The sequence below is a fragment of the Nostoc sphaeroides genome (genome assembly GCF_003443655.1).
Classification (GTDB): domain Bacteria; phylum Cyanobacteriota; class Cyanobacteriia; order Cyanobacteriales; family Nostocaceae; genus Nostoc; species Nostoc sphaeroides.
Genome location: NZ_CP031941.1, coordinates 128,474 through 153,035, shown reverse-complemented (window position 1 = coordinate 153,035; position 24,562 = coordinate 128,474). Strand labels below are relative to the sequence as shown.

Here is a 24,562-nt window from a genome sequence, read left to right as displayed (position 1 = left end):
GCACTCCTAACGCGGTGTGCAACTTTTTCTCAAACCTAACCCCCAGCCCCTTCCCTTGTAGGGAAGGGGAGCAAGACTTAAAGCCTCTCCCCGCTTGTCTGACGACAGGCTGACGCCAACGGGGAGAGGTTTGGAGAGGGGTTTTAAGAATAAGTCGCACATCGCACACTCCTATTTAATACTCGGCTTTGGTGAATCAGGATGTTAAAGAGTTTCACGCAGCGCAAAGACGCAAAGAACAATTCATAGGTTAATCCAGCAACGCCAACTTTTCTTTCAATTTTTGAGAGTTTGCACCCCAGGATATGCCAGAATTTTGGCGTCAACAGTTAGTAAAGGAGAGTTGTAAATTCTGGCAGTGGCTACAATAATTTGGTCAAATGGATCTCGGTGAAAACCTGTGAGTTGGGTTGATTCAACGATAATTGGAATTGTCACTTCGAGTAGCTGCACCCCTGGATAAGCTAAAGCTCTTGTTAACCACTCCTCAACTGGATACGGTAGAGTTAGCTTGCCAATCTCTACCAATTTGGCAACTTCCCAACAAGACATGATGCTGATTCCTAATCCTTGGGATTCATATTGTTGCAGCCAGTTCTGATGTTGTTTGGTCAGTCTTGCATCACCTTGAACCCACCAAACCCATATATGGGTATCCAGTATAATCATTGCAAGACTTCCCAATCTTCCAGAGGCACAGCAGGTTCAAAAGGATCATCATAACGGTACGGTTGTTTGCCACGCAAAGGATACAAATCCGCTTCTTGGGGATGAGTGTGACTCTCTAGAATGATAATTTCAACGGCTTCCCCAGCTTGAAACGGTAAATCCTCAAGAATCAAGGTTCCGTTTTTAGTTAACTTTGTTTCAATTCGGTGTGCTTTCATAGTTACTCTGCTAGTTATGAATCTAATAAATGAGTAAATGATTTCATTTGTCGTAAACCTTCCTCACGCCAATTATCATCATTCTCCCCTTCTTCTAAGTTAAATAATCTTTCTCTACATAGAATTTGTAACAACAGTGGCCAGCAGCAACTTTGTGTCAAAATCCACTCTATATCTTCCTCAGTGAAAGCAATGGGCGAACTCGCTATCAATTCCCGCGCTTCTGTCTCAGTCAATGCTCCCAGATATGCGGTGTAGCCGAAAATATTAAAAAAGGGTGAGCTGTGTTCTGTGTTTCGCGCCATTTCCATCGGTGATTCGGGAGTAGCCAAAACAAATGCTAAATTGCCCCCTGTATGGTTAGTTGCCAAAGACCGCAAACATTCCCAAAAGCCATCATCTAATTCTGGACAGCGTTCCAATCCAACACTAATTTCATCTAATAAGATGACTGTGGGAAAATGCAAATTATCGCTGACTACATCCATAAAATGATCTAAATCGCAAGGTGTAGGCACTTGCATCTTCAGTGATTCTAGGATGTACTTTAGCAGTCCTTCTCGGCTTTGCATTCGTGCGTCTTGCAAGTCTACGAAAATCCAACAGTAATTTTCTGGATGCGGTAGCCAGTCAGATTTTTGCTCAGGACGCAGCTGTTCTGCTGGGGTGGTGGTGATATTTTTGAGGTAGTGCAGCAGGGATGTTTTACCACTACGCTTTTTTCCGATGATGGCGGCGTTTTGCAGGGGATGGCGTTTGAGTAAGTTGAAGAGGCGTTTTAATTCTTTGTCACGTCCAAAAAAGTAACGCGGCTGGGTGATGGGTGCGCCAGTGATGAAGGGTGATGCTTCGCCGTTAGTTGGCTGAGGTTTAGGCGGTTGAGTTTGTGGTTCTTTGTATGCAATGTCTTGCCAATCTAACCCCAGTTTTTTGCTAAGTTCTACAAAATTTAGATAGTCAACAGGTTTACCAGTGAGAAAGCTTTTGACTGTGGAGAGAGAAATTTCTGTGTCATCAGCCAAAGACTGCTGGCTGTGATAGTCATTACGCCCAAGTGATGACTTTACTTTTTCAATATACCAGGACTTACGCAAAAATTGCCGAAAAGCTTAATTTATCGAACCGCCAAGACGCCAAGAACGCCAAGAATTCGTAGAGTGTGCGTAAGTCCTATATACTCTGGAGCTACTCGGAGCGATCGCGCCATCATTCTTCATCGAGAAACTGCTGTGAGTATATCAGGTTTTTATACTCGCTAAATAGCAAAGCTGTTGAGCCATAACGTCTTACACTCTAGAAATTATAGTCATCCCGAACTTAACCGATAATCAACTAAAACTCGTCTATTAGGTGACTATTTCTCAACTCCGTTCTCAGCCACCACCAAGTTGTAATGAGAATGTAAGGAATGAAGGGTTTTAAAAATGAAACGAGTACTGGGAGTTTTGCAAATTACTTTATCACTTTGCGGAGTGATGATGTTTGGTACAGTAACTTACGCCGCTATTAATATGGTCAATGGTCAATACCGAGTTGAAATGGCGCTCAATACTAAGGGACTAATTATTAAGTCAGATATTGACAAAAGGCAATGCAAAGCAGTAGAAGATATTGCCCAAAAGCAGGAAAGCACAGATTCCAACCAGAAAACGATTAAGTAAGAGTAAAAATCAGTGATGAGTTAAAATCAATAACTTCTAATTTATTGTAAACGAGTCTTTGATACTCGTGAATGAGTCTTTGATACTCGTGGACGAGTCTTTGATACTCGTGGACGAGTCTTTGATACTCGCGGACGAGTCTTTGATACTCGTGGACGAGTCTTTGATACTCGCGGACGAGTCTTTGATACTCGTGAATGAGTCTTTGATACTCGCGGACGAGTCTTTGATACTCGTGAATGAGTCTTTGATACTCGCGGACGAGTCTTTGATACTCGTGAATGAGTCTTTGAACTCCGTTAACGAGCCTTTGATACTCGTGAATAAGTTTTTGATATCATGTCTGGCTCAATACTTGTCATTGCGAGCAAAGCGTTCGCGGAGCGTCTCGAAGAGAAGCAATCCCAACCCTTGCGAACCAAGTGTTGGCGTTCAGGTAGCGTTCCCAAGGGAAGCGTCTCGAAGAGAAGAACGCAAAGGACGCGAAGAAGGAGAAGAAATAAGCTAATGTACTTTTAATTTGCATAACCAGGGCGGGCAAGATGCCCACCCCACAATAGTTTTACTTCCAGATAATATGCAAGGTTATTTGTCCAACAGCTTATCTCTATAAATGAAGTGAAGTAAAGCGGTGCGTTAGCCCTTGGTGTAACGCACCCTACCAAAACGTTAAAGGAGTGGAAATTAATAAGGAGTTAAGAATAAATCACTCCTAACTCCTAACTCTTAACTCCTAACTTTTAACTTTTTACACCGCGCAACTCAACTCGCCGGCTTTTTGACTAAATCGGTGATTCTCCCGATAATCTACGGGACAATCTATCACTGCAGGTACATCTTGAGCGAGGGCTTCTTTCAAAGTAGGAATCAAATCTAAAGCCGATTCAACTCGGTAGCCTTTTAAACCCATACTTTCGGCAAATTTGACAAAATCAGGATTACTAAAATGCACAAAGGATGAGTTTCCTTTGCCAAATTGATTTTCTTGCTTCCACTCAATTAACCCATAGCCACCATCATTGAAAATTATCGTGACAAAGGGTGTACCGACACGCAAGGCTGTTTCTAATTCTTGAGAATTCATCATAAAGCCCCCATCGCCTGTTACAGCAACAACTTTGCGGTTGGGATGAACGAGTTTTGCTGCTAAAGCGCCAGGAATGGCAATACCCATAGCCGCGAAACCATTAGAAATAATGCAAGTATTGGGGCTATGGCAATGATAATGACGGGCCATCCACATCTTATGTGCGCCAACATCTGAGATGACAATATCATCTGGGCCCATCACTTGGCGTAAGTCATAAATTAACTTTTGCGGCTTAATCGGAAATCCGTCATCATGGGCATACTGTTCGTAATCGGCCCGAATATCTGACCTTAAGCTAATAGCAAAAGGATCAGGTTTACCTTGTCGGTCTGCTAATTTTAAAATTTCATAGAGGGAATCTGAAATATCTCCCACTACTTCGGCGTTGGGAATATAACTACTATCAATTTCTGCCGGACTTACCCCAATATGCACAATGGGAATTTCACCATTACGATTCCATTTCTTGGGGGAAAACTCAATCAAATCATAGCCGATCGCAATTACTAAATCTGTGTTATCAAAGCCACAAGTTATGTAATCTCTTTGCTGTAATCCCACTGACCACAAAGCTAATTGATGTGTGTAGGGAATCACGCCTTTACCCATGAAGGTATTAGCAACAGGTATATTCAGCAAGGTGGCAAATTGTGTTACTGCATCACTTGCATGAGCGCGAATTGCGCCATTTCCGACTAAGATTAATGGGTTAACTGCTTGGCAAATTGCGGCGGCGGCTGCCCGAATGCTAGCAAAAGATGCATAAGTTTTTTCGCTATTATCCTTACGCAAAGGTTTGCCTTCTACAGGCATAGCAGCAATATTTTCTGGTAAATCGATGTGAACTGCACCAGGTTTTTCAGATTGCGATCGCTTAAATGCTTTCCGCACTACTTCTGGTGTAATACTTGGTCGCACAATCTGCTTATTCCACTTGGTAACAGGTGCAAACATTGCCACCAAATCTAAATATTGATGGGATTCAATATGCATTCTATCTGTTCCCACTTGACCGGTAATCGCCACTAAGGGCGCACCATCGAGGTTAGCATCTGCTACCCCAGTCATTAAATTGGTTGCCCCAGGCCCAAGAGTAGAAAGACATACTCCGGCTTTTCCGGTTAAGCGTCCGTAGACATCCGCCATGAATGCTGCACCCTGTTCATGACGAGTCGTAATAAATTTAATCGAAGAATGTTTTAACGCTTCCAAAACGTGCAAGTTTTCTTCACCAGGGAGTCCAAAAATATATTGCACTCCTTCATTTTCTAGGCACTGCACCAATAATTCTGCTGTATTCATTTTATTTCCCGACAACTCTATTAACGAATAAGACTTTTGTTTTTTGTCATTAGTCATTTGTCCTTTGTCATTTGACTAATGACTAATGACTAATGACCAATACTTCGGCTCCGCTCAGTACAAGTGACTAATGACTAATGACTAATCATTTAACCCACACGGTTTTAACATTGACAAACTCATGTATACCTTGGATACTCAATTCTCTGCCGTATCCAGAACGCTTGATGCCACCAAAGGGCAACCGAGGATCGGATTTGACCATACTGTTGATAAACACGGCACCGGCTTCGATTTCCTCGACTAAGCGATCGCTCTCTTGGTCGTTGGTTGTCCAAGCGCTTGCACCTAACCCAAAGGGGCTGTCATTAGCGAGTTTAATGGCAGCATCGATATCTGGAACCCGGAATAACAAGGCTACTGGGCCAAAAAATTCTTCTTTGGCAATTGATGCTTCAGGCGGGATACCTATGATAATCGTTGGTGGATAAAAGTTACCAGGACGATCTGATAAAGGATGTCCACCGGTGAGGACTTTACCACCGCTTTTTGTGGCAGCTTGCACTTGTTGGTCTAAATCCTGGAGAATACCAGGAGTAGCCAGTGGGCCTAAATCGGTATCTGGTTGCATGGGATCGCCAACTTTGAGCGCCTCAAATTTTTCTAAAAGTAATTTTTCAAATTTATCTGCGATCGCTTCTGCGACAATAAAACGTTTCGCTGCAATACATGATTGCCCATTATTCAACATCCGTGCTGTAGTAGCTGTGACAACTGCTGTCTCTAAGTCAGCACTTTCTAACACAATGAACGGGTCACTTCCTCCTAATTCCAAAACTGTTTTTTTGATTTGTTTACCGGCGGCGACGGCGAGGGATGCGCCAGCTGGTTCGCTTCCGGTCAAGGTAGCAGCTTTTACGCGGTCATCAGCCATCAAATCGGCGACTTTGGCAGCGCCTATTAATAGAGTTTGAAACGCACCTTCAGGAAAACCTGCCCGTCGGATAATCTCTTCAATTGCCAAGGCGCACTGCGGCACATTGGAAGCATGTTTGAGTAAGCCGACATTTCCCGCCATTAGCGCCGGTGCGGCAAAACGAAAAACTTGCCAGAAAGGGAAATTCCACGGCATCACCGCGAGAATCACACCCATTGGTTGATAACGCACAAAACTCTGGCTGGCATCAGTTTTTATACTGACGTCAGCTAAAAAACCAGGGGCGTGTTCGGCATAGTAGCGACAGACAACGGCGCATTTTTCGACTTCCGCGATCGCTGCTTTAAATGGCTTACCCATTTCCAGAGTCATTAACTTCGCAAATTCTGCTTTGTCTTGCTCTAAAATATCAGCAGCCTTTTGTAGCCAGTGCGATCGCGTCAAAAAACTAGTCTGACGATACTGTTCAAAAGTCTGATTAGCTAAATCGAGTTTAGCGATAATTTCTGCATCATTGAGTGGCTCAAAGGTTTTGAGCGTTTCCCCAGTGGCGGGATTAATGGTGGCGATCGCCATTACCTGACCTCCCGTTAAAAAATAGCTTGAAGTAGGCTTCCTAATGTTATACATATAAATTTAGGAAGCTACTACCCAAATTCTAGTCTTTTAGCTAAGAATTAGCTGCCCAGTATTACAATTTCGCAACTTTAATTGAATTAAAGTATACCAATCAATAAGTATTAATATTGATGAATTAAGTCCAATTAAAGTTGTTATAATTTGCACAATTGAGGAATCAAGCTTATGACTCAAGTCTTACGCAAAGTAGTTACATTCGATGAATTCGTTGCTAAATATCCAGATAACACAGGGCAACGTTACGAACTATATGATGGAGTAGTAGTAGAAATGCCCCAACCAACAGGCGACCATGAAGAGATTATTGTATTTTTATCTACAAAAATCACTTTAGAATATAGTCGCCTCGGACTGCGGTATGGTATACCAAAAACAGTATTAGTTAAACCACTTGAAAACGAATCAGCTTATTCGCCAGATTTGCTGCTCCTAAATCTTACTAATTTAGTTAATGAACCTCGGTGGAAAAAAGAATCAACTGTTACTCAAGCAGCATCAATTCCTTTAGTAATTGAGGTAGTAAGTACAAACTGGCGTGATGATTATCTGAAAAAATATGCTGACTATGAAGAAATGGGAATTCCTGAATATTGGATTGCAGATTATGGTGCATTAGGCGGTAGAGAATTTATTGGCAAACCAAAACAACCTACTTTTTTAGTTTGCTCTTTAGAAGAAGGTGAGTATCGCATTAGTAAGTTTCGAGGAAATGACCGAATCCAGTCGCCAACTTTTCCAGAGTTGAATTTGACCGCAGAGCAAATTTTTCGCGCTGGCATAGTCAGCTAAATTCGCCCACTCCACAATAAATAGTTAGATATTTTTTATTTGAAAGTCCCTAACGTCATTCATAAATTAGCAATTTTCCCCTTGTCCCCTATTCCTAAAGATTCATAAATGGAGTAATAATTGTTGGCATTGGCTGCAATTTTGTCTGATAAATCTTAACTAATCGCTCAATACCTTTGAAACGATAATCTCCCATTTCCTCAAAGTCTGAAGGCAGTGAAAGCATTTTATGAGTGGCTTGACTAATCACGCATTCACTAGGGGGACAAACTGCTTCCATGCGAGCAGCAAGATTAATCGTCGCCCCTAACGCCGTATAATCTACCCTTTGGGAACTACCGACATCTCCCACAACAGCCTTACCGCTATTAATCGCAATACGTAATTGAAGCGGTTCGTGCCAAAAACCATTGGCATTAAGATGTTCGAGACGAGTCAGCATTCCCTTGGCTGCATTAACAGCGCGATCGGCGTGATCTGGTTGCGGTTCTGGAGCGCCAAAAAATGCCATAATACAATCGCCAATATATTTATCTAAAGTGCCACCGTAGGTAAACACTTCTTTTAGCATTTCTTCAAATAAATTATTTAATAATTGAGCGATCGCAGTTGGTGTTAACTGTTCAGAAATTGCCGTAAAACCAACCAAATCTGCAAACAAAATACTGATTTCGCTCTCGGTGGGAGCTAAACGTCCGCCCGGTAATGCACCTACAGAGATCAACTGCTGCACAACTGCTGGAGAATGATAGCGTTCTAGTCGGTGACGAATCATTTCTTCAGTTTTGAGTTTCTCTACCAGTAGCCAACGCTGGACGCTAGAAGCCACAATGTTTGCTAAAGCTGAAAAAAAGCTGAGTTCTTCTTCGCCTTCATTTGCCCAATGGTAAGAAGAAAGATTAGCATCGGCATACAATACGCCCACAACTTTATTTTCATCCCATAAAGGCACTGCCATCGCACTGCGAATGCCTTTAACCAAAATACTCTGTTCACTAGCAAACCGTTCATCCTGCTGGGTATCGGCGGTTTGAATGACAACTTTTTCGTCAAATACCTTTTGACAGATACTCCGACTAATCCAACTTCCATCAGAGGGGAGATGTTTTTGTTGAGAAATATTTCTAGTAGCAGCATTCACTAATTCTAATTGACCGCAACCATTAACATCAATTAATAATGCCAAGCGCTCGATACTATCAAGGTAACGGAAAACCACTTGCTGCACCTGAGAAAAAATCTCTTCTATAGATGCCGCCGCACAGAGATTTTTAGCTATGTCCACTAAGTCTTTGAGACGGGCAATGGTTTTGTCTTTATTATTGTTGCCATCTTTGCTATCAGCTGCGATCCATTGCTGTTGTAATTGTTCGACATTGTGAAGGATTGTTCTTTGTTCATTAATGTCTGAAGTTCCAGGATACCCAGATGTTAATTGGGAAACAGGGCTTGTGAGCAGCACTACCAGACTAACATTGCCCAGCCAAATGATATCGCCGTGATGTAGCTCTTGGGGAAAGTTAACAAGATATTTATTTACCTGCGTCCCGTTTTTGCTGCCCATATCCTCAATAGTCCACACACCGTCAGCTGTTTTCACCAAGCGGGCATGGTTGCGAGATACTCCAGCAAAAGGTAGGTACAGGTTACATTCCGGCAAACGGCCAATTGTGAATATATCTTGATCAACTGCGATCGTTTTTTCCGTATCTCCCTCTTGTAGGCGTAGCGTCAGTTCAGTCATGAGTGTGATCCATCGAAGCTAGAGGTGCAAGCAACTCTAAGGTAAGTTATACCCTACAGGTTAACCTTCACCTTTTCTTTATGACACTGTTAACTGGATTCCGACAACTTTATGTGACAGATATTACATTGAACGAAGCAATTTTGCTGGAGGTTTAGTTCCGAGGGGGTTTGAATCCCTTTGTGAAGAGGAGCCACCAAATTTTCAATTTTGTGAGCCAGCGCCGTAAGTTCAGACTGCGGCTGTTTATAGAGTCAACTTAAGCCCAAACCCAACTATATGTATTTTTCATAATACCTTGATGATCTCTTCATAATTTAGCGATCATAATTATCTACTAGTAAATAAGATTAAGGCAGTGTTAATATCGCGTGCAATTCAAAAGTAGCATTAAGCATCTATTCTTTGTGATTAATAATTTATACTTAGCACTAAAAAGTAATAAAACAATTTAGTTACTTGCTCTCAAAATCCTTTATGTATTGAAAGTAACTAAATTTATTACTATCCATTACTATTCATAGTAATAACACAATAATTTATGAATAAATGCCCGATTTCTTCTCAAATATTTAATCTGCTGATTGTCATTACCAGCATTTTATTAGTACTATTAGCTACACTTTATCCATTTAATTTTTCCATTCCAGACAGTTTTTACCTACCAGAAATTTTTGGCAGTTTTAACAATGCTAGTAATTTTCAAGACCAGGTAAATAATTTTTTGCTTTTTATGCCTTTAGGTTTCGGCTTCACTAGGCTCTTGCAGAAAAGAGGGATAAAAACAGGAGTACAAGTTTTTATAGTTACCTTGGTGAGTGCTGGCTTATCGTTGACAGTTGAAGTCTTGCAAATATTTCTACCTTCAAGAATGCCTACTCCATCGGATATTCTGAACAATAGTATTGGTGGATTTATTGGTTTTATTTGCTTTTATCTATGGAATAGTCAAAGCTTTAAAAAAACTGTTGCACAGATAGAAAACAGTAGAGCTAGCCGCTCAATTAAACAGATAGTAGTATTTTGTATTGGATATATATTTGTGACATTCCTGATTTCGCTGTTGTGGCAGAATACGATAAATTTGAGTAATTGGGATACAAATTATCCCCTGCTGATTGGCAACGAACAGACGAGGGATAGACCTTGGCAAGGATACATGTCTGAAATTTATATTGCCGATAGAGCCATCTCAACAAATGAGGTAGCACAAGGATTAGCTGATTCCAGTTACTTTAATAATCTTGGTAATTCACTAATAGCTAATTATCAATTTAAAGGAAACTGTTGCTATAAAGAAGAGACTGGACAATTACCAGAACTATTGTGGCAAGGACAGCCTTCAGATGCACAGGAAGGTAAAGGTGTTTTTTTGAGTTCTAGTCATTGGCTACAAACAGCTACTCCTGTCACAACTCTCAGCAAAAGAATCAGTAAAACATCTGAATTTACACTCAGCACTACCCTGGCTACTAGCAACTTAGAGCAGTTTGGCCCTGCCCGCATTATTTCGATTTCCGGCACTTCCCTACGTCGCAATTTGACACTGGGACAGCAGGGAAATGACTTAGATTTTCGATTACGAACGCCGATAACTGGAGAAAATGGAGCAGACTTAACACTGAATATACCTAATATTTTTACAGACACTAAACCTCACCATATAATCATCACTTATTCCAGAGCAACTATTCAAGTATATGTAGATAATTTACATAATTTTTACTCTTTGAATTTATTAGAATTAATACCTAAAAATCAGAGAGTTTTTTACTATGCACTAACTTTTATTCCTCTAGGGTTTGGCTTAACGATATTAACCCTACTAGCAAAAAGAAGATTGATCCTTTCTAATTTATTAATTTATGGGGGAATATTAATACCTTCTCTAATATTGGAAGGTATTTTAGTAAGTGAGAGCGGAAAAAACCTTAGTTTAAAAACCCTGTTACTGGGTATGTTTTTTACAGGAGGAACTATGTTGATTTTGAGAGTGCGGGCTGCTCAATTAAAAATGAGAAGTTAACAAATTTTCCTTTCCTGTCACTGAGTTTTATATTTTGGATTAAAAATTTAAAAATTTTTCGGGTTTGAGAATAAGCGAATTCAAACGCGAGAATAAATCTAAAATCCAAAATCCAGAATTGATTCATCCTTATTTAATTAGGCGGTAATTCTAAACTCATTTCACCTAACGAACCTTTGCGAAAATCTGTTAAAAGTTGTCTTGCAGCTCGCTCTATATCACCTTTGTAACGATGCTCCGCTAAGGCGTGCAAATAGGTATCTCCGGTGTCTGATGTCGAATCGAGTTGGTAACGGGACTGTAATGGTTTTTTTGGTAACAAATCTGCGGCTACAGCTTCCAAATAGTTGAGTAAATCCACTAGGGCTGCTGCTACTAGCTGGTTATCGTAAGATGCTTCACCGATATCATCACAAATCGCTAATTTCAATGCTGCGTCTTGGTCTTCTAATCTTAAAGGGATGACACCAGGAGCATCTAGCAATTCCAAATGTTCGGAAATTCGCACCCAGCGTAGCTGGCGCGTCACCCCAGGACGGGCTGCACTTTCTACTACTCGTCGTCCTAACAGGCGGTTAATCAAAGCTGATTTACCAACATTGGGAAAACCAATCACCACAGCTCGGACTGGACGGGGTAACATGCCGCGATCGCTTCTTCTTTGATTAAGTTCTACTCCAGCAGCTTGTGCTGCCCGTGCCACTTCTGCTATACCTTTACCATGTTGAGCGTTGGTAAAATAGGGGACTTCTCCTTGACGTTTAAACCAATCTATCCATAGCGATCGCATTTGCGGCGTAATCATATCTACTCGGTTAAGTATCAACACCCGTGTCTTACCCTCCACCCACTCACCTATTTGGGGATGGTGAGTTGCTAAGGGAATCCGCGCGTCTCGTACCTCAAACACCACATCTACCCGCTTTAGCTGTTCTTTGAGCTTCCTTTCAGCTTTCGCAATGTGACCCGGATACCATTGAATCAGGTTTAATCTATAATTTTGAGTTATAGCCATAGTTAATTACCAAATAAATTATTATCACTTATTAATTATCATTCACTGGGGCTTGATGTAAAATTATCCGATTGCCATCAGGATCATAGGCATAAATTTCTCTGCCGTGGGAAGCAATAGAAATGTCTCCTGGTGGGGGATATCCTAAAGCTGTTAGGTGAGCGATCGCATCTTCTAAGTTACTCACCTCTAAGCACAAACTTATCTTACTTTTGGCATTAGACATCCCTTCAAATTCCGATTCGTTTATGTTCTTTGGTTTAAAAATACCTAAACGCATACTAACCAAATTAAACTCAGCATAGACATTCGGAATCAAAATAACTGGCTTTTGCTCCAGTAATTTAGTATAGAAATTCACTAAATTATCGCAATTAACCGATGCTATAGTGACAAATGCGTTAGTGTACTGGAAAACCATGTTTGCCTTTCGCCTTTTGAACTTTTAAGTTACATAGCATAGGCAGGCAAAATGTCAAGTTTAGAGGATTTTTTAAAAGTGATTAGATGTAATTTTAAGTACTTGTATCTATCTCCTCTTATATCCCATCAGCAATAATCAAATCCATCATCTCATTCTTATTCTTCCGATAAATCCGAAAATCACTATCTAGCGTCAAGACACAACTCCCCACAATTAACTCACTCATTCTTACTAAACACGCATCAGCTAACGACATCGGCACATTCTGATACCGCTTCAACAACTCTCTAACCGTTCCTATTTCATCACTGAGACGGAAAGAGATTTGAATTAAGCCAATATCTAGTAAAGACATAACTGCATCCTCTCCGCCATAAAAATCTTGCAATATAAAACACGCTTCAGTAATTACTGCTTCGCAAGTAAAGAAAGGCGGTTCAATCTTTTTCCATTCATTAACTGCCCAATCATGCGAATTTTCCCGATTATTGATAAATGCGACTAAGGGGCCTGTATCTAGAAGTACCTTTTTTTTCATTTCCAACCGAAGCCTTCTAAATACTTCTTATTGGTAGCTAGATCCCCAGGCCCTCCATCAACACAGCCAGCAAACTCTTTTGCAGCTTCATAGGCAGAAATAGGTTCTTTTTCTTCTTTATGCTGTACATCCTGCTTTTGTGCTTTAAAATGCAAAAATTCAATAAAATTTAATACCTCCTGCTGCTTCTCAGGAGATAACTTTTTAAGTTCATCAATTATCATTTGTTCTTTATCAATTGCTTGAGTCATTATCCTATCCTCCTGAAAAAATCAATCCAAAATCTAAAAAATAAGTAAAATTAAATTTACTTTAAGTCTGCTTTTCTTATAGCATTTAAAACTTTTTTATAATCTTCGTCGCCTATTATATTTGAAGACCAAGATGATGCTCTATATAAACTTTCATAGGTAGAAACAATTTCATGTCCTTTTAAAATAAGTTCTTCCACTTCTTTCCAAACTAAAGTTTCAGAATTATTCTCAGCGTTTAAAACATAATTTTTATCTATATGAGCTACCTGCTTGTCTCTAAAATCAATTAATTTTTTAACAAGTGGATTTGTTTCTTTGTTAACATATTGCATATCTTGTTCTAAAGTTTTATTATTAACTATTCTTGGAGTTTTATATAGGTCGTCAGCAAGTGGTCTATCTTTAATTCTTTCATAAAAGCATTCTTCTTTAAAAAGCGAAGGATTTGAATGAATAGTATTAAGAAGTTTGTTAAGATTTAAACTATCTTTATGATGGTCATATACTTGACACAACATAAGTATTGTACTGGTAGCATGAGCTTCAATTGTCAATTGCCAAAATACTGGAGATTGATTAATTTCAATATTATATTCTTCACTTGCATTACAAAGATTTGTATATAAACGATAATGTATAGATGCATATACCAAATTATTAGTAATTTTTTCCAAACTCTTTTCAAACTCAATACTGCTTATTTCCATTTTCCAGTATAACTAGTGTATTTTTTAAAGTATAAAGGAATTGCTCAATCATCCATTGATCAAAACCAAGCTAAAGCACTATGGTCTTACCCCAAAGTAACTCACACCCCCAAATTCCAAAGCAGTAACAAACTCTCCAAAATCCAGAGTTAGGAGCGTGGGTCAAGCTGAGAGTTTAAAATCTGTGGTGAAATTGGGTGTACTTTTTAAAAAACTACTTAATAGTTATTATTGATACTAAACTCTACTGAAAATCTTTAAAGGTTAGTCTTGTAAAAGTAACGAGCGCGGAGGGATTTGAACCCCCGACCCACAGAACCGGAATCTGTTGCTCTATCCACTGAGCTACGCGCCCTTAGTCTTACACATTATAGCACGTCTGTGATAAAATTTGCAGCCTAGAGAAACTTGGTTTCTGGATTCAAAGATAATTAGCTGGATCTACGGGTGTACCATTGCGGCGGACTTCAAAGTGGAGGTGGGGGCCAGTTGAGAAACCTGTGGAACCGACAGCAGCGATCGCTTGTCCGCGTTCGACTGCTTGCCCTTCGGAAACATACAACTCGCTGGTATGTCCGTAGAGTGTAGTCATACCATTGCCGTGGTTGATAATTACTGCTCTGCCATAACCACCATACCACCCAGCAAAAATTACTCTGCCCGAATCGGCTGCCCGAATTTTACTACCATAGCTAGCAGCAAAATCCAACCCAGCATGAAAGCGACGATAGCCAAGGATTGGGTGCATCCGCCAGCCAAAGGGACTGCTAGTAGCAGCATCGCTAGGATATGCCATTACTCCAGTTCCCCGAATAATCACACTTGTGCGGCTGTTGGTTTTTGTTTGCGCTTCCTCTGTTGCTCTAGCTTCTGCTACCTTTTGTTGAATTAAGACTTCCAGATTTTTGGATTCCCTCTCTAGCTGGTTTTGCGCCGCTTCCAAGGCTAGGCGATCGCTATTGAGGCGTTGAACCAATTCCGATTGTGACTCCGCCTGGTTTTGATAATCGGATTTTTGTGCTAACAATTGCTCACGAATCAAGGCAATTTCGTTTTTTTGCTGTTCTACGTCCGTTTTTTGTTTATTTATCAGCTTTGCTTGTTGGTTGAGTTTTACCAAAATTTGTTCGTCTGCCTGATACACTAACTTCAACTGATGACGACGGCTGAAAAAGTCGCTGATATTTTCACTTTCGAGCAAAACTGCCCATCCAACAGATGCAGGCGATCGCTGGAGATAACGCAATCGTGCTACTGTTGCTATTTGCCGCTCCTCATAAGAACGTTGCGCTACTGCTAAATCAGTTTCCAAGTGCTGGAGGCGTTGGGTGGCGAGTTGTAATCGTGATTCGCTCTCTTGAATATAGTTATCTGTAGTTTGCAGATTTTGCTTTAAACCAGTGAGGTGTTTTTGGGCCTCTTGTTGGAGATTTGTTAAGCGATTGCGATCGTTAACCACACTCTGACGCTGCTGGTTCATTTGTTGCTGTTGTTGTCGCAAATTATCAATAGGCGCTGTGGAGGTTGCGTTGACTGGAATTAATGCCAAACAAATCCACAAAATGCAGCAAAATGCAATAGATAAATAGCCAAAAATCTGCTTTTTTCTGATAAATCGCGCTCTCATAGCGTGAAGCCCAACCAAAACGATGCTTTCAAACACTATGAGGATTATTCCCAAAATCTGATTCACCCACTCCAACGCATTATTAAATTGTCTGCCAAGTTGTAACACAAAGATTCCAGCTATGTCAGCATTAAGTAGGTATATCAGCCGATGAGATGTATGAACACACGTATAGCAATTCTCTTAATTACCTTGGTTTTTCCAGGTTTGGCAGTGGTGGGAGTATCGTTATATTGGTTTAATCTCGATTATGCAGCACTAATAAAAGCTGAAAGGTATGTGGAAAACCTAGTAGAGGTAGGAAAAGTTAATGATAGACAGTTAGAGTATGCCTATCATCGCACCTACATTCATCGCATCAATGTATTTGCCGATGGGACTTGGGGATTACTGGGAGGAGTAATTGCAGCGCTAGGCATACATGGATTAGTCACGATTAGGGATTATCCAAGAAATAAATTATCCAAATAAACGTAGACGCTGCATCGGCTTGCCGCAGGCTACCACTCCAGACGCAGAGAACACAGAGAGAGGAGAAATAAAGAGAATTTCTGCGTCAGTTTTGGGATATTTTTTATTTGGAACTCTCTTAAATATAATTGTGTGAAATCTGCTAAAGTTTCAGTTACCCTAAAACTCATAACTCAGCACTGGCTAAACCATAGCTATCCGCTAACAGGACTTAGGACTGATGCAGAATAGGCAAGAAAAAATTTCCCAAGTGATAGTGACTGCTGGGCAGATGCGCGATATTGAAGATCGGATCTTTGCAGCAGGAATGCCTGTAGTCGCTTTGATGGAAAAGGTGGCAGGATTAATTGCCCGTCGCATTCAAGAGATCCCCCCAACCCCCCTTAAAAAGGGGGGCTACATCCTTTCAAACACAGCATTTTTAAGGGGATCTCGTGTTGGAATTCTTGTCGGGCCGGGTCATAATGGCGGAGATGCTTTAGTAGTAGCCCGTGAATTACACTTTCGCGGGTATGAAGTTTGGATTTATTCTCCTTTCTCTAAGCTTAAGGAATTAACTTCACAGCACTTGCAGTATGCTCAGAGTTTGGGCATTCCAATTTATCAAACAATTGAGCAATTACCAGATTCTGATTTGTTGATTGATGGCTTGTTTGGGTTTGGTTTAGAAAGAAACCTCACTGATCCCATCGCCTCTGCAATTAATCAGTTAAATGAATTGCCTGTGCCGATTTATAGTATTGATATACCTTCAGGTTTACACACCGATACTGGCGTTGTATTAGGAACTGCCATTCGTGCCACTCACACTTTTTGCTTGGGTTTATGGAAATTAGCTTTGTTCCAAGATCAGGCGCTGGAATATCTCGGCAAAGCTGAGTTAATCGATTTTGATATTCCTTTAGCTGATGTGGAAGCTGTTCTAAAAGATGCACCCAGCATTAAACGTATTACACCAGCAACGGCACTTACTAATTTACCCCTACCCCGTCCACCAGTCACCCATAAATATAAGGAAGGACATTTACTGCTGATTTGTGGTTCGCGGCGCTATGCAGGTGGAGCAATTTTAACTGGTTTGGGTGCTAGGGCTAGTGGTGTGGGTATGCTTTCGATCGCTGTACCCGAATCGCTGAAATCTCTTTTGGTGTCACATTTACCAGAAGCGCTAATTGTCGGTTGTCCAGAGACGGAAACTGGAGCGATCGCTCACCTACAACTACCAGAAAAAACCGATCTGAGTTCTTTTAATGCGATCGCTTGTGGCCCCGGTTTAACACGAGATGCTACTCCAATTGTCCAAGAAGCGATCAACAGCGATCGCCCTCTAATTCTCGATGCCGATGGTTTAAATATTTTGGCACAAATGGGAGCGATCGCCACATTAAAAAAACGTCTTGCTGTAACAGTACTCACACCCCACACTGGCGAATTTGAGCGATTGTTTCCTGATGTCCCCGATGCCAAACATGACAGGGTGCAAGCAGTACAGGAAGCAGCCGCGCAAAGTAAGGCGATAGTATTGTTGAAAGGGGCGAGAACTGCGATCGCAAACCCTCAACGTGCTGTTTGGATTCTTCCTGAAAGCACACCCGCCTTGGCGCGTGGTGGTAGCGGCGACGTATTAACTGGGCTACTTGGTGGATTGTTGGTGCAAGCAGCAACTAAACAGATTCCCATAGAAGATATTGTGGCAACTGCTGCATGGTGGCATTCGCAAGCCGGTATAATAGCCGCCCAAGAGCGTACTGAATTGGGTGTAGATGCGTTTACACTCACACAATATTTAATCAAAGCTCTAACTTAGTCATTTCCCTCGTTCCCAGTCTCCGACTGGGAATGCCATCCTAGAGGCTCCGCCTCTAATTCAAATAACATCATGGGACGCAGCCGCTACCACGTACTAGGAACTCAGCCGCACTTCCTCACCTGCACAGTTATAAATTGGATACCACTATTCGGCAAAGGTAATTATGGAAAATCATCTCCATCTAATCGCCTCCGCCGCGAGTTTATCTAAAGAAATAGGAAATTTTAAATCATTCACGGCTCGCTGTATTATTGATTTACTTGAGAAAAATAATTCTCACTACATACTTAATCAGCTTGAACTTTACAAATTAAAACATAAGATAAAACAAGAATATCAACTTTGGCAAGAAGGTTTCCATCCGCAGGCAATTCTAGATGAAGAAATGTTTAGACAAAAGTTAGATTATATTCACAACAATCCTGTCAGGCGTGGTTATGTGGATGATCCGGTACATTGGCGGTATTCTAGTTGCCGTAGTTACATGGGGGAACTAGGTTTATTACAGGTAGAGTTGATTGATGTGTGAGGGAAGGCAGAGCCTTGAGGATGGCATTCCCAGTCTCCGACTGGGAACGAGGAAACGAGGAGATTTAGCTGTTGAGTAAATACCAACGCTGTAGCGCCAACCGTTGAATTTCGCGCCAGGGAATATTATGTTTTCGAGCTAAGTCTGCACAATCTTCATATTCTGGCTGCACATTTGCAATAACTTTTTCTGGTGATTGCCCTTTCCATGCTATCTTGACGCGCACTTTGCCATATTCAATTTCCACTTGTTGAATTTCCCGTTGTAAAATGGCGCGTTGCTGAGTTGTTCGCCGAATACCCAAAGTTGTAGTTTCACGAAAGATAACGGCTTCGCAACTGAGTAAATTTTCTGGATGACAAATCACAGTCAGCAAAATCCCCGGACGGGACTTTTTCATACCGATCGCTTGGGTAAAAACATCTACTGCACCAGCCGCAAATAAAGCCTCAAACACATAGCCAATAGCTTGTGGATTTAAATCATCAATTTGGGTTTCTAGTACCGAGATGGTTTCCAAATTTGAGCTAGTAGCTTCAGAATCACTGAAATTTGACTGTAAACTTGCGCTTTCACCCACCCAAAGACGTAAAATATTGGGAATGGGTAGATTTATGGTTCCTGCTCCCAATCCTATTTGCTTGATAGCGATCGCAGGTGGTGAACCAAAATCTCTTGCCAAAGTAGTAGCGATCGCGGCTCCTGTTGGTGTTACCAGTTCTTTGTCAATTCCATTGCTATAAACTGGACAGCCCCGCATTTCCCACAGCTTTAATACTGCTGGTACTGGTACTGCCATCTGACCATGTGCAGCCCGAACAGTGCCGCCACCAGTCGGGAAAGCCGAGCAATAAAGTAGGGGCAATCCTTCGTCATTACTCTCAATGCCCAACCAATCCAACCCCAGGCAAGTACCCACAATATCTACAATCGCATCTACAGCACCCACCTCATGAAAATGAACTTTTTCAGGAGAAATCCCATGCACCGCCCCTTCTGCGACTGCTAGCTGTCGGAATACCGCCAAACTCCAAGCTTCTGCCCGTGATGGCAACTGAGCTTTGAGAATCATCTGCTCTATTTCTGGCAAGTGGCGTGTGCGATCGTGACTGTGTTCGCGATCGTGGTGATGGTGGTGGTGGCCGTGTACTAAATCCACATGGACTTTAGTCGCCTGTTGACCATTCCGTTGGACAAATTCTGCCCTTAACTGATATTCCTGTTCAATACCCAACCCATTGAGTTTTTCAATTAAATACTCCACAGGAACACCCAAACTCACCAAAGCGCCCAGGCACATATCACCAGAAATTCCTGTCGGACATTGAAGATAAGCAATTTTATTCATAATAAATTAGTCATTAGTCATTAGTCATTAGTCATTAGTCATTAGTCATTAGTCATTAACTATTCTCCCCTGCTCCCCCTGCCTCCCCTGCCTCCCCTGCACCCTGCCCCCTGCCCCCACTCCCCACTCCCCACTCCCCACTCTTCGTGTTATGGCAAAAATTTTCCCAGTTCATCCGGATAATCCTCAAGTTCGCCGAATAGAGGAAATAAAGTCGGCGCTTTCTAGTGGCGCAGTCATGCTTTACCCTACTGATACAGTCTATGCGATCGGTTGTGATTTGAATGCCAAGTCGGCGGTAGAACGAGTGCGGCAAATTAAACAGCTAGCAAATGATAAACCACTGACATTTTTATGTCCCTCGCTTTCAAATGTGGCAACTTATGCCTTCGTAAGTGACACAGCCTATCGAATTATGAAACGCCTGATTCCAGGGCCATACACGTTTTTGCTCCCAGCGACTAAATTAGTACCGCGATTGGTGCAAAGCCCCAAGCGGAAAAGTACTGGAATTAGAGTACCAAACCATATTGTGTGTTTGGAGTTGCTGGCAGCGTTGGGCAATCCGATTATCTCAACTTCAGCACATCTGCCACCAGATGAAGCAGATAATGGCATGATTCGGATAGATCCAGAAACTGTTCAGTCGCGGGTAGAGCTATTTGACCGTTTGGACAAGTTGGTAGACATAATTGTAGACACTGGCGAAGAACCTACTTATGAAGTATCTACCATCTTGGATATGACCGGAGACGAAGCAGCAATTATACGGAGGGGTTTAGGTTGGGAAGCAGCAGCAGCATGGGTATAAAAATTACACTTCACAGGCGCACCTCTCCGTTTCGGAAATTGTGATAAAAGCGACTCCAGTTTTGAAATTGTCATATTTTAAGGCGATGTCTACGACGGGCACAGATCCAATAACAGGATGGTGGCAAAAGTTGGTACAGCAAGGGATTTGGCAACTTTGAGCAAATGGCGGGTACTTATGTCCCAGCGTCAATGTGGTGGCTTGTGAAAAAACCGACACATTGGCATAACTGTAACTCTCTCGTATTTCCTACAGTTTTATATATGAGCTTTAGATGTGAGCATTACATGCGGCAAGCCTTAATGGATGAATGCCTAAAGATTCGTAAGCCAAGGCTGGCCTTGATTGTTGTCTCTGCGTTGTAATTACGGTGCAATACTACTCCCTGGAAAAGTCATGAAATCTAACGTCATTAATCTACCAAACTCTACACCCATTTTTGATAATCACCTTTCGACTGAAGAATTTTCAGACAGCAGCAGCGAAACCTTGATTGAATTGCTGTGTCACGAAATGCAAGCGCAAGTGAAAGCAGCACCCAAGTGCGTAGAAGCTTTAGCAAACCGCATAGCGGTAGAAGTAGAACGCATTTGCGATAAAAGCTCCCGTATCCAAACATCTGGGGAAATCAAATCCTGGCAGCTTACGTTGGGAAGGCATCGGATGCACAAGTGCTTACGTTACTACCAACTAGGTTCCAAACAAGGGCGCGTAGAATTACATAGCAATTTGGGTGCTATGGTTTACCGTCATGTAACTATATCCGGCTCTGAATTGGGTTTTGAGGCTCGTTACAGCCTGATTGAAGATTTTTTACAAGCATTTTATATCGAAGCTATCAAAGCTTTCCGCAGAGAAAACGAATTACCTAATGATCATACGCCGCGTACTCAGCTGCAATTAGCTGAATATATGGCCTTTACAGAACAGTATGCTAAACGCCGGATCAACTTACCTGGTGGTGCAAATCAGCAATTGATTATCTTGCGGGCCCAAGGTTTTGCTCGTCGTCAGCCGCAAGAAACTACCGTGGATATTGAAATGGCGGTAGAGTCTGCTAAGGGTGAAGAAGCGGAATCTTACCAGCGTAACTCGGCAGTGCAACAGTTGCGATCGCAGATGATTGCCCAAACTAATTTTGATCCCTCAGAAGAGTCAGAACGCGATCGCGTCATCAGTGAATTGATGAAATACTTGGATTCTCAAGGACAATCTGACTGTATGAACTACCTCAGCTTGAAACTCCAAGACCTTTCAGCCCCAGAAATTGACCAAATTCTCGGTTTAACCAGCCGTCAGCGCGATTATCTCCAACAACGGTTTAAATACCACGTAGAAAAGTTTGCCAAACAACACCATTGGCAATTGGTACATCAATGGTTAGGCGCAGGTTTAGAGCAAAAATTGGGTTTATCTTCCCAGCAGTGGGAAATATTTGTGAATCAACTAACAGAACAGCAACAGCAAATATTACAGTTAAAAACTGCACGGGAAAACGACATTGCGATCGCTAAAACCATCAAATGCACTCCCAAACAGTTACAAAAACGCTGGACTCAACTTTTAGAACTAGCATGGTCTATTCGCAACGGTCATAGTGAGGCACAGACAGGTTGAAGTCAAAACGAAATAACTAAAATTCATCCAAGCTAAATTCCAGTTATTAGAAATGTTGTTATAGATATGGCGGTTTCAGGGTGTAATAATTAAGGTGAATAAAATCATAGAAGACCATGAACCCAGTATTTCCCGAACTCTTTAATCTTTCGAGAGCGGAAAAACTTCAACTAGTAGAAGATTTATGGGATGATATTGCCGCTACACCAGCAGCACTCCCAGTTTTAGATTGGCAGAAACAAGAACTAGCCCGTCGCAAAGCCGAATATCAACAAAACCCGGCCACTGGTAGCAGTTGGGAAGATGTAAAAGCCAGAATCTCTCAACGGCATGGCTAGAAACTTAACTATCCTTATAGCCGCAGAACTAGACATTATTGAAGCTTATGACTGGTACGAGGGGCGCGAATTTGGGTTAGGCGCCCAGTTCCTACGATGTATTGATGCCTGCCTGAATTTAATTCAGCGTCACCCCAGCACATATCAGATTGTTCATGAAACCTATCGCCGCGCTACAGTCAGGCGTTTTCCCTACGTCGTTTTTTACGAGTTTAATGAACAAGAGATTATTATCTACGCTGTTTTCCATTGTTCCCAAGACCCAGAAAAATGGCGGAGTCGCTTGCAATAGTTCGTTTTTGAGCCGATACAAAAAGTTTCTTATTTTAACTCTTATCTGAATTAGTAATATAGCAATCCTAAATGAGTTGTGAAAATGCGCGATGTCCAGATCCCCGACTTCTTCGAGAAGTCGGGGATCTAATTTTTCACGAGATATAAAAAATTTCTTATTTTAACTATTATCTGAATTAGTAACTCGTTCTTTATCCAAATTATTAATACATTTGTATTTGTTTATTACAAAAATACCAAATTTTTCCTACTTCATACCTAATCAATCTAGCCTTATGCATCAAAAATCAAAAATTTATATAACCTAGCATTTACTGTTGCTTCCAGGGAATCCTAAAATCAGGAAACCTTTTGAAGATAATCAGGATAAAGATGACTCAAGGCGCAAGAGCAGTTACTTCTGGCAATGTCTTGGAAAAAGCTGTAGAAGGGACTTTACTGGGTCATGGATATGTCCAAGTGGGCTTTGATTTACCAAAAAAACAGCGCCTTGGATGCCTTTTAAGCTCGAATACTATACCAAAACGATATGCAAGGCAGGTTTATATCGGAACAGGAATTTATGGGAGCTATATATATGTAGACTTTTACATTATTGGTGCTGCATCCGTTTCTTCCGGGCTGATTATTGAGTGTAAATGGCAGCAAACGAGCGGTTCAGTTGATGAAAAACTTCCTTACCTTAACTTGAATATTCAAAATTGCTATCCTGCACAAGCAGTTGTATTAATTGACGGTGGAGGTATGAAACCGCAAGCTGTATCCTGGTTAAGGAAACAAGTTGTCTTAAACCAAAATCTTCTCTCTGTTCATAATTTAAGTTCATTCATTGCTTGGTCTAACAATAATCTTTAATACGAAGTTACTAGTAATTCTGTAATTCTTCCGCGTTTTTTGGCATTAGAATTAATTGCCCTAGATGCTGATATAGTGTGAATATGGAAACTACTGTAAAGGTTGCGAATAAATTCACAATCGGAATTAGATAGCATCACTTTAACTCCACGCCCAGCTAATTTTTCAAATACATCTTTGAGTTGAACTTGCTGATCTTCAGCAAAGCTATAACTACTGTAAGCTGTAAAATAGCTAGTTTCACTTACAGGATAGTATGGTGGATCAAAATAAATAAAATCATCACTGCTGGTGGCATAATTTAGAACATCAGCAAAATCTGTTTGTTTAATTTCTGCATGAGAAAGCGCTTCTGAGGCAGCTTTTAATAAAACCTCAGAACAAATATTTGGATTTTCATATCTGCCTAATGGCACATTGAATTTACCCTGTGAATTAACTCGATAAAGACCATTAAAACAAGTCTTGTTAAGATAAATTAGACGAGCAGCCTTTTCTATATCAGTACCACCAGAGTTATTTCTGACACTATAGTAATAATCTTTATCATGTCGAATTTTATGCTCCTTCAATAGAGAAATTAATTCCTCAACACGATCTCTAACACAACAATAAGTGTTAATTAATTCGGCATTAATATCAGTTAAAATTGCTGTACTTGGTTGGAGATAGAAAAAAACAGCACCACCACCCAAGAATGGCTCATAGTAATTTTTATAACTTTTAGGAAAATAAGGAATATATTGCTGTATCAACCTACTTTTACCCCCTGCCCACTTCAAAAATGGACGCGGGCTAGTTTCCTTGGGGATTTGAATTACCATTTACTTGCGATTTAACTGAAAATAA

The 24,562-nt window shown here is 41.1% G+C and carries 26 protein-coding genes and 1 tRNA gene; 12 read left to right on the top strand and 15 right to left on the bottom strand.

What is annotated here, in order from left to right:
- Positions 1 to 276 precede the first annotated feature (276 nt).
- Genes D1367_RS00790 through D1367_RS00780 form a run of 3 tightly spaced genes read right to left on the bottom strand, consistent with a single transcriptional unit; the run spans position 277 to position 1,981 of the window.
- Positions 277 to 669, bottom strand: coding sequence for a type II toxin-antitoxin system VapC family toxin (locus tag D1367_RS00790; protein WP_118161808.1), 393 nt, complete (start codon positions 667 to 669; stop codon positions 277 to 279).
- Positions 666 to 887 carry a hypothetical protein gene (locus D1367_RS00785; protein ID WP_118161806.1) on the bottom strand — a complete coding sequence of 74 codons (222 nt, stop codon included), beginning with the start codon at positions 885 to 887 and terminating at the stop codon, positions 666 to 668. The genes D1367_RS00790 and D1367_RS00785 overlap by 4 nt, the downstream gene beginning before the upstream one ends.
- A gap of 14 nt (positions 888 to 901) precedes the next feature.
- Positions 902 to 1,981 carry an ATP-binding protein gene (locus tag D1367_RS00780; RefSeq protein ID WP_118161803.1) on the bottom strand — a complete coding sequence of 360 codons (1,080 nt, stop codon included), beginning with the start codon at positions 1,979 to 1,981 and terminating at the stop codon, positions 902 to 904.
- Positions 1,982 to 2,311: 330 nt separating this feature from the next.
- On the opposite strand from D1367_RS00780, the gene D1367_RS00775 reads away from it, so the two are divergent.
- Together D1367_RS00775 and D1367_RS31975 are read left to right on the top strand one after the other, a co-directional pair.
- Positions 2,312 to 2,548, top strand: coding sequence for a hypothetical protein (locus D1367_RS00775; RefSeq protein ID WP_118161801.1), 237 nt, complete (start codon positions 2,312 to 2,314; stop codon positions 2,546 to 2,548).
- Positions 2,549 to 2,615: 67 nt separating this feature from the next.
- Positions 2,616 to 3,056, top strand: a complete 441-nt coding sequence (locus D1367_RS31975) for a hypothetical protein (RefSeq protein WP_228674927.1) — start codon at positions 2,616 to 2,618, stop codon at positions 3,054 to 3,056.
- A 240-nt stretch (positions 3,057 to 3,296) separates the two neighbouring features.
- Here D1367_RS31975 and D1367_RS00765 read toward each other — a convergent pair whose 3' ends face one another.
- Positions 3,297 to 4,940 carry an acetolactate synthase large subunit gene (locus D1367_RS00765; RefSeq protein WP_118161799.1) on the bottom strand — a complete coding sequence of 548 codons (1,644 nt, stop codon included), beginning with the start codon at positions 4,938 to 4,940 and terminating at the stop codon, positions 3,297 to 3,299.
- Positions 4,941 to 5,085: 145 nt separating this feature from the next.
- Positions 5,086 to 6,453 (bottom strand): NAD-dependent succinate-semialdehyde dehydrogenase, encoded by a 1,368-nt coding sequence (locus D1367_RS00760; RefSeq protein ID WP_118161797.1) that lies wholly within the window; start codon positions 6,451 to 6,453, stop codon positions 5,086 to 5,088.
- 228 nt (positions 6,454 to 6,681) lie between these two features.
- Between D1367_RS00760 and D1367_RS00755 the strand changes: the two genes are divergently transcribed.
- Positions 6,682 to 7,305 carry a Uma2 family endonuclease gene (locus tag D1367_RS00755; protein WP_118161795.1) on the top strand — a complete coding sequence of 208 codons (624 nt, stop codon included), beginning with the start codon at positions 6,682 to 6,684 and terminating at the stop codon, positions 7,303 to 7,305.
- Between the two features lie 94 nt (positions 7,306 to 7,399).
- On the opposite strand, the gene D1367_RS00750 is transcribed toward D1367_RS00755, so the two are convergent.
- On the bottom strand, positions 7,400 to 9,049 hold the full coding sequence (locus D1367_RS00750; RefSeq protein ID WP_118161792.1) for an adenylate/guanylate cyclase domain-containing protein: 1,650 nt from the start codon (positions 9,047 to 9,049) through the stop codon (positions 7,400 to 7,402).
- A 541-nt stretch (positions 9,050 to 9,590) separates the two neighbouring features.
- On the opposite strand from D1367_RS00750, the gene D1367_RS00745 reads away from it, so the two are divergent.
- Positions 9,591 to 11,075 (top strand): VanZ family protein, encoded by a 1,485-nt coding sequence (locus D1367_RS00745; protein ID WP_118161790.1) that lies wholly within the window; start codon positions 9,591 to 9,593, stop codon positions 11,073 to 11,075.
- Positions 11,076 to 11,208: 133 nt separating this feature from the next.
- Here the strand turns inward: D1367_RS00745 and ylqF are convergent, their stop codons facing one another.
- The 7 genes from ylqF to D1367_RS00710 form a co-directional block, all read right to left on the bottom strand.
- Positions 11,209 to 12,090, bottom strand: coding sequence for a ribosome biogenesis GTPase YlqF (gene ylqF, locus D1367_RS00740; RefSeq protein WP_118161788.1), 882 nt, complete (start codon positions 12,088 to 12,090; stop codon positions 11,209 to 11,211).
- Positions 12,091 to 12,121: 31 nt separating this feature from the next.
- The gene (locus D1367_RS00735) at positions 12,122 to 12,511 is read right to left on the bottom strand and encodes a VOC family protein (RefSeq protein WP_118161785.1); all 390 of its coding nucleotides are present in this window, start codon (positions 12,509 to 12,511) and stop codon (positions 12,122 to 12,124) included.
- 118 nt (positions 12,512 to 12,629) lie between these two features.
- Positions 12,630 to 13,052, bottom strand: coding sequence for a type II toxin-antitoxin system VapC family toxin (locus D1367_RS00730; RefSeq protein WP_118161783.1), 423 nt, complete (start codon positions 13,050 to 13,052; stop codon positions 12,630 to 12,632).
- Positions 13,049 to 13,303, bottom strand: a complete 255-nt coding sequence (locus D1367_RS00725) for a DUF2281 domain-containing protein (protein WP_118161781.1) — start codon at positions 13,301 to 13,303, stop codon at positions 13,049 to 13,051. The genes D1367_RS00730 and D1367_RS00725 overlap by 4 nt, the downstream gene beginning before the upstream one ends.
- A gap of 56 nt (positions 13,304 to 13,359) precedes the next feature.
- Positions 13,360 to 14,013: an AbiU2 domain-containing protein gene (locus tag D1367_RS00720; RefSeq protein ID WP_118161779.1), complete on the bottom strand. Its 654-nt coding sequence runs from the start codon at positions 14,011 to 14,013 to the stop codon at positions 13,360 to 13,362.
- Positions 14,014 to 14,295: 282 nt separating this feature from the next.
- Positions 14,296 to 14,368, bottom strand: a tRNA-Arg gene (locus D1367_RS00715).
- A gap of 66 nt (positions 14,369 to 14,434) precedes the next feature.
- Positions 14,435 to 15,640 carry a murein hydrolase activator EnvC family protein gene (locus D1367_RS00710; RefSeq protein ID WP_118170980.1) on the bottom strand — a complete coding sequence of 402 codons (1,206 nt, stop codon included), beginning with the start codon at positions 15,638 to 15,640 and terminating at the stop codon, positions 14,435 to 14,437.
- A gap of 159 nt (positions 15,641 to 15,799) precedes the next feature.
- On the opposite strand from D1367_RS00710, the gene D1367_RS00705 reads away from it, so the two are divergent.
- From D1367_RS00705 to D1367_RS00695, 3 genes are all read left to right on the top strand, one after another.
- Positions 15,800 to 16,111, top strand: a complete 312-nt coding sequence (locus D1367_RS00705) for a hypothetical protein (RefSeq protein WP_118161776.1) — start codon at positions 15,800 to 15,802, stop codon at positions 16,109 to 16,111.
- Positions 16,112 to 16,331: 220 nt separating this feature from the next.
- Entirely contained in the window at positions 16,332 to 17,918 is a 1,587-nt protein-coding gene (locus D1367_RS00700; protein ID WP_118161774.1) for an NAD(P)H-hydrate dehydratase, read from the top strand.
- 166 nt (positions 17,919 to 18,084) lie between these two features.
- Positions 18,085 to 18,450: a hypothetical protein gene (locus D1367_RS00695; RefSeq protein WP_228674681.1), complete on the top strand. Its 366-nt coding sequence runs from the start codon at positions 18,085 to 18,087 to the stop codon at positions 18,448 to 18,450.
- A gap of 64 nt (positions 18,451 to 18,514) precedes the next feature.
- Here the strand turns inward: D1367_RS00695 and larC are convergent, their stop codons facing one another.
- Positions 18,515 to 19,798 (bottom strand): nickel pincer cofactor biosynthesis protein LarC, encoded by a 1,284-nt coding sequence (larC, locus tag D1367_RS00690; RefSeq protein ID WP_118161771.1) that lies wholly within the window; start codon positions 19,796 to 19,798, stop codon positions 18,515 to 18,517.
- Between the two features lie 151 nt (positions 19,799 to 19,949).
- On the opposite strand from larC, the gene D1367_RS00685 reads away from it, so the two are divergent.
- The 5 genes from D1367_RS00685 (at position 19,950) to D1367_RS00665 (ending at position 23,713) form a co-directional block, all read left to right on the top strand.
- Complete coding sequence (locus tag D1367_RS00685) at positions 19,950 to 20,609, top strand: L-threonylcarbamoyladenylate synthase (protein ID WP_118161769.1); 660 nt, start codon at positions 19,950 to 19,952, stop codon at positions 20,607 to 20,609.
- Between the two features lie 396 nt (positions 20,610 to 21,005).
- On the top strand, positions 21,006 to 22,226 hold the full coding sequence (locus D1367_RS00680) for a HetZ-related protein (protein WP_118161767.1): 1,221 nt from the start codon (positions 21,006 to 21,008) through the stop codon (positions 22,224 to 22,226).
- A gap of 116 nt (positions 22,227 to 22,342) precedes the next feature.
- Positions 22,343 to 22,564: an addiction module protein gene (locus tag D1367_RS00675; protein ID WP_118161765.1), complete on the top strand. Its 222-nt coding sequence runs from the start codon at positions 22,343 to 22,345 to the stop codon at positions 22,562 to 22,564.
- Positions 22,557 to 22,856 carry a type II toxin-antitoxin system RelE/ParE family toxin gene (locus D1367_RS00670; protein ID WP_118161762.1) on the top strand — a complete coding sequence of 100 codons (300 nt, stop codon included), beginning with the start codon at positions 22,557 to 22,559 and terminating at the stop codon, positions 22,854 to 22,856. The genes D1367_RS00675 and D1367_RS00670 overlap by 8 nt, the downstream gene beginning before the upstream one ends.
- A gap of 374 nt (positions 22,857 to 23,230) precedes the next feature.
- Positions 23,231 to 23,713, top strand: a complete 483-nt coding sequence (locus tag D1367_RS00665) for a PD-(D/E)XK nuclease superfamily protein (protein ID WP_118161760.1) — start codon at positions 23,231 to 23,233, stop codon at positions 23,711 to 23,713.
- Here D1367_RS00665 and D1367_RS00660 read toward each other — a convergent pair.
- A complete protein-coding gene (locus D1367_RS00660; protein WP_118161758.1) occupies positions 23,710 to 24,537 on the bottom strand; it encodes a DNA adenine methylase in 828 nt (275 codons plus the stop codon). The genes D1367_RS00665 and D1367_RS00660 overlap by 4 nt on opposite strands.
- Positions 24,538 to 24,562: the final 25 nt, after the last annotated feature.

What these genes read in the sequence shown, in the direction of transcription:
- D1367_RS00790 (WP_118161808.1), bottom strand. Translation starts at nt 669, where the DNA reads ATGATTATACTGGATACCCATATATGGGTTTGGTGGGTTCAAGGTGAT.
- D1367_RS00785 (WP_118161806.1), bottom strand. Translation starts at nt 887, where the DNA reads ATGAAAGCACACCGAATTGAAACAAAGTTAACTAAAAACGGAACCTTG.
- D1367_RS00775 (WP_118161801.1), top strand. Translation starts at nt 2,312, where the DNA reads ATGAAACGAGTACTGGGAGTTTTGCAAATTACTTTATCACTTTGCGGA.
- D1367_RS00765 (WP_118161799.1), bottom strand. Translation starts at nt 4,940, where the DNA reads ATGAATACAGCAGAATTATTGGTGCAGTGCCTAGAAAATGAAGGAGTG.
- D1367_RS00760 (WP_118161797.1), bottom strand. Translation starts at nt 6,453, where the DNA reads ATGGCGATCGCCACCATTAATCCCGCCACTGGGGAAACGCTCAAAACC.
- D1367_RS00755 (WP_118161795.1), top strand. Translation starts at nt 6,682, where the DNA reads ATGACTCAAGTCTTACGCAAAGTAGTTACATTCGATGAATTCGTTGCT.
- D1367_RS00750 (WP_118161792.1), bottom strand. Translation starts at nt 9,049, where the DNA reads ATGACTGAACTGACGCTACGCCTACAAGAGGGAGATACGGAAAAAACG.
- D1367_RS00745 (WP_118161790.1), top strand. Translation starts at nt 9,591, where the DNA reads ATGAATAAATGCCCGATTTCTTCTCAAATATTTAATCTGCTGATTGTC.
- ylqF (WP_118161788.1), bottom strand. Translation starts at nt 12,090, where the DNA reads ATGGCTATAACTCAAAATTATAGATTAAACCTGATTCAATGGTATCCG.
- D1367_RS00735 (WP_118161785.1), bottom strand. Translation starts at nt 12,511, where the DNA reads ATGGTTTTCCAGTACACTAACGCATTTGTCACTATAGCATCGGTTAAT.
- D1367_RS00730 (WP_118161783.1), bottom strand. Translation starts at nt 13,052, where the DNA reads ATGAAAAAAAAGGTACTTCTAGATACAGGCCCCTTAGTCGCATTTATC.
- D1367_RS00725 (WP_118161781.1), bottom strand. Translation starts at nt 13,303, where the DNA reads ATGACTCAAGCAATTGATAAAGAACAAATGATAATTGATGAACTTAAA.
- D1367_RS00720 (WP_118161779.1), bottom strand. Translation starts at nt 14,013, where the DNA reads ATGGAAATAAGCAGTATTGAGTTTGAAAAGAGTTTGGAAAAAATTACT.
- D1367_RS00710 (WP_118170980.1), bottom strand. Translation starts at nt 15,640, where the DNA reads ATGAGAGCGCGATTTATCAGAAAAAAGCAGATTTTTGGCTATTTATCT.
- D1367_RS00705 (WP_118161776.1), top strand. Translation starts at nt 15,800, where the DNA reads ATGAACACACGTATAGCAATTCTCTTAATTACCTTGGTTTTTCCAGGT.
- D1367_RS00700 (WP_118161774.1), top strand. Translation starts at nt 16,332, where the DNA reads ATGCAGAATAGGCAAGAAAAAATTTCCCAAGTGATAGTGACTGCTGGG.
- D1367_RS00695 (WP_228674681.1), top strand. Translation starts at nt 18,085, where the DNA reads ATGGAAAATCATCTCCATCTAATCGCCTCCGCCGCGAGTTTATCTAAA.
- larC (WP_118161771.1), bottom strand. Translation starts at nt 19,798, where the DNA reads ATGAATAAAATTGCTTATCTTCAATGTCCGACAGGAATTTCTGGTGAT.
- D1367_RS00685 (WP_118161769.1), top strand. Translation starts at nt 19,950, where the DNA reads ATGGCAAAAATTTTCCCAGTTCATCCGGATAATCCTCAAGTTCGCCGA.
- D1367_RS00680 (WP_118161767.1), top strand. Translation starts at nt 21,006, where the DNA reads ATGAAATCTAACGTCATTAATCTACCAAACTCTACACCCATTTTTGAT.
- D1367_RS00675 (WP_118161765.1), top strand. Translation starts at nt 22,343, where the DNA reads ATGAACCCAGTATTTCCCGAACTCTTTAATCTTTCGAGAGCGGAAAAA.
- D1367_RS00670 (WP_118161762.1), top strand. Translation starts at nt 22,557, where the DNA reads ATGGCTAGAAACTTAACTATCCTTATAGCCGCAGAACTAGACATTATT.
- D1367_RS00665 (WP_118161760.1), top strand. Translation starts at nt 23,231, where the DNA reads ATGACTCAAGGCGCAAGAGCAGTTACTTCTGGCAATGTCTTGGAAAAA.
- D1367_RS00660 (WP_118161758.1), bottom strand. Translation starts at nt 24,537, where the DNA reads ATGGTAATTCAAATCCCCAAGGAAACTAGCCCGCGTCCATTTTTGAAG.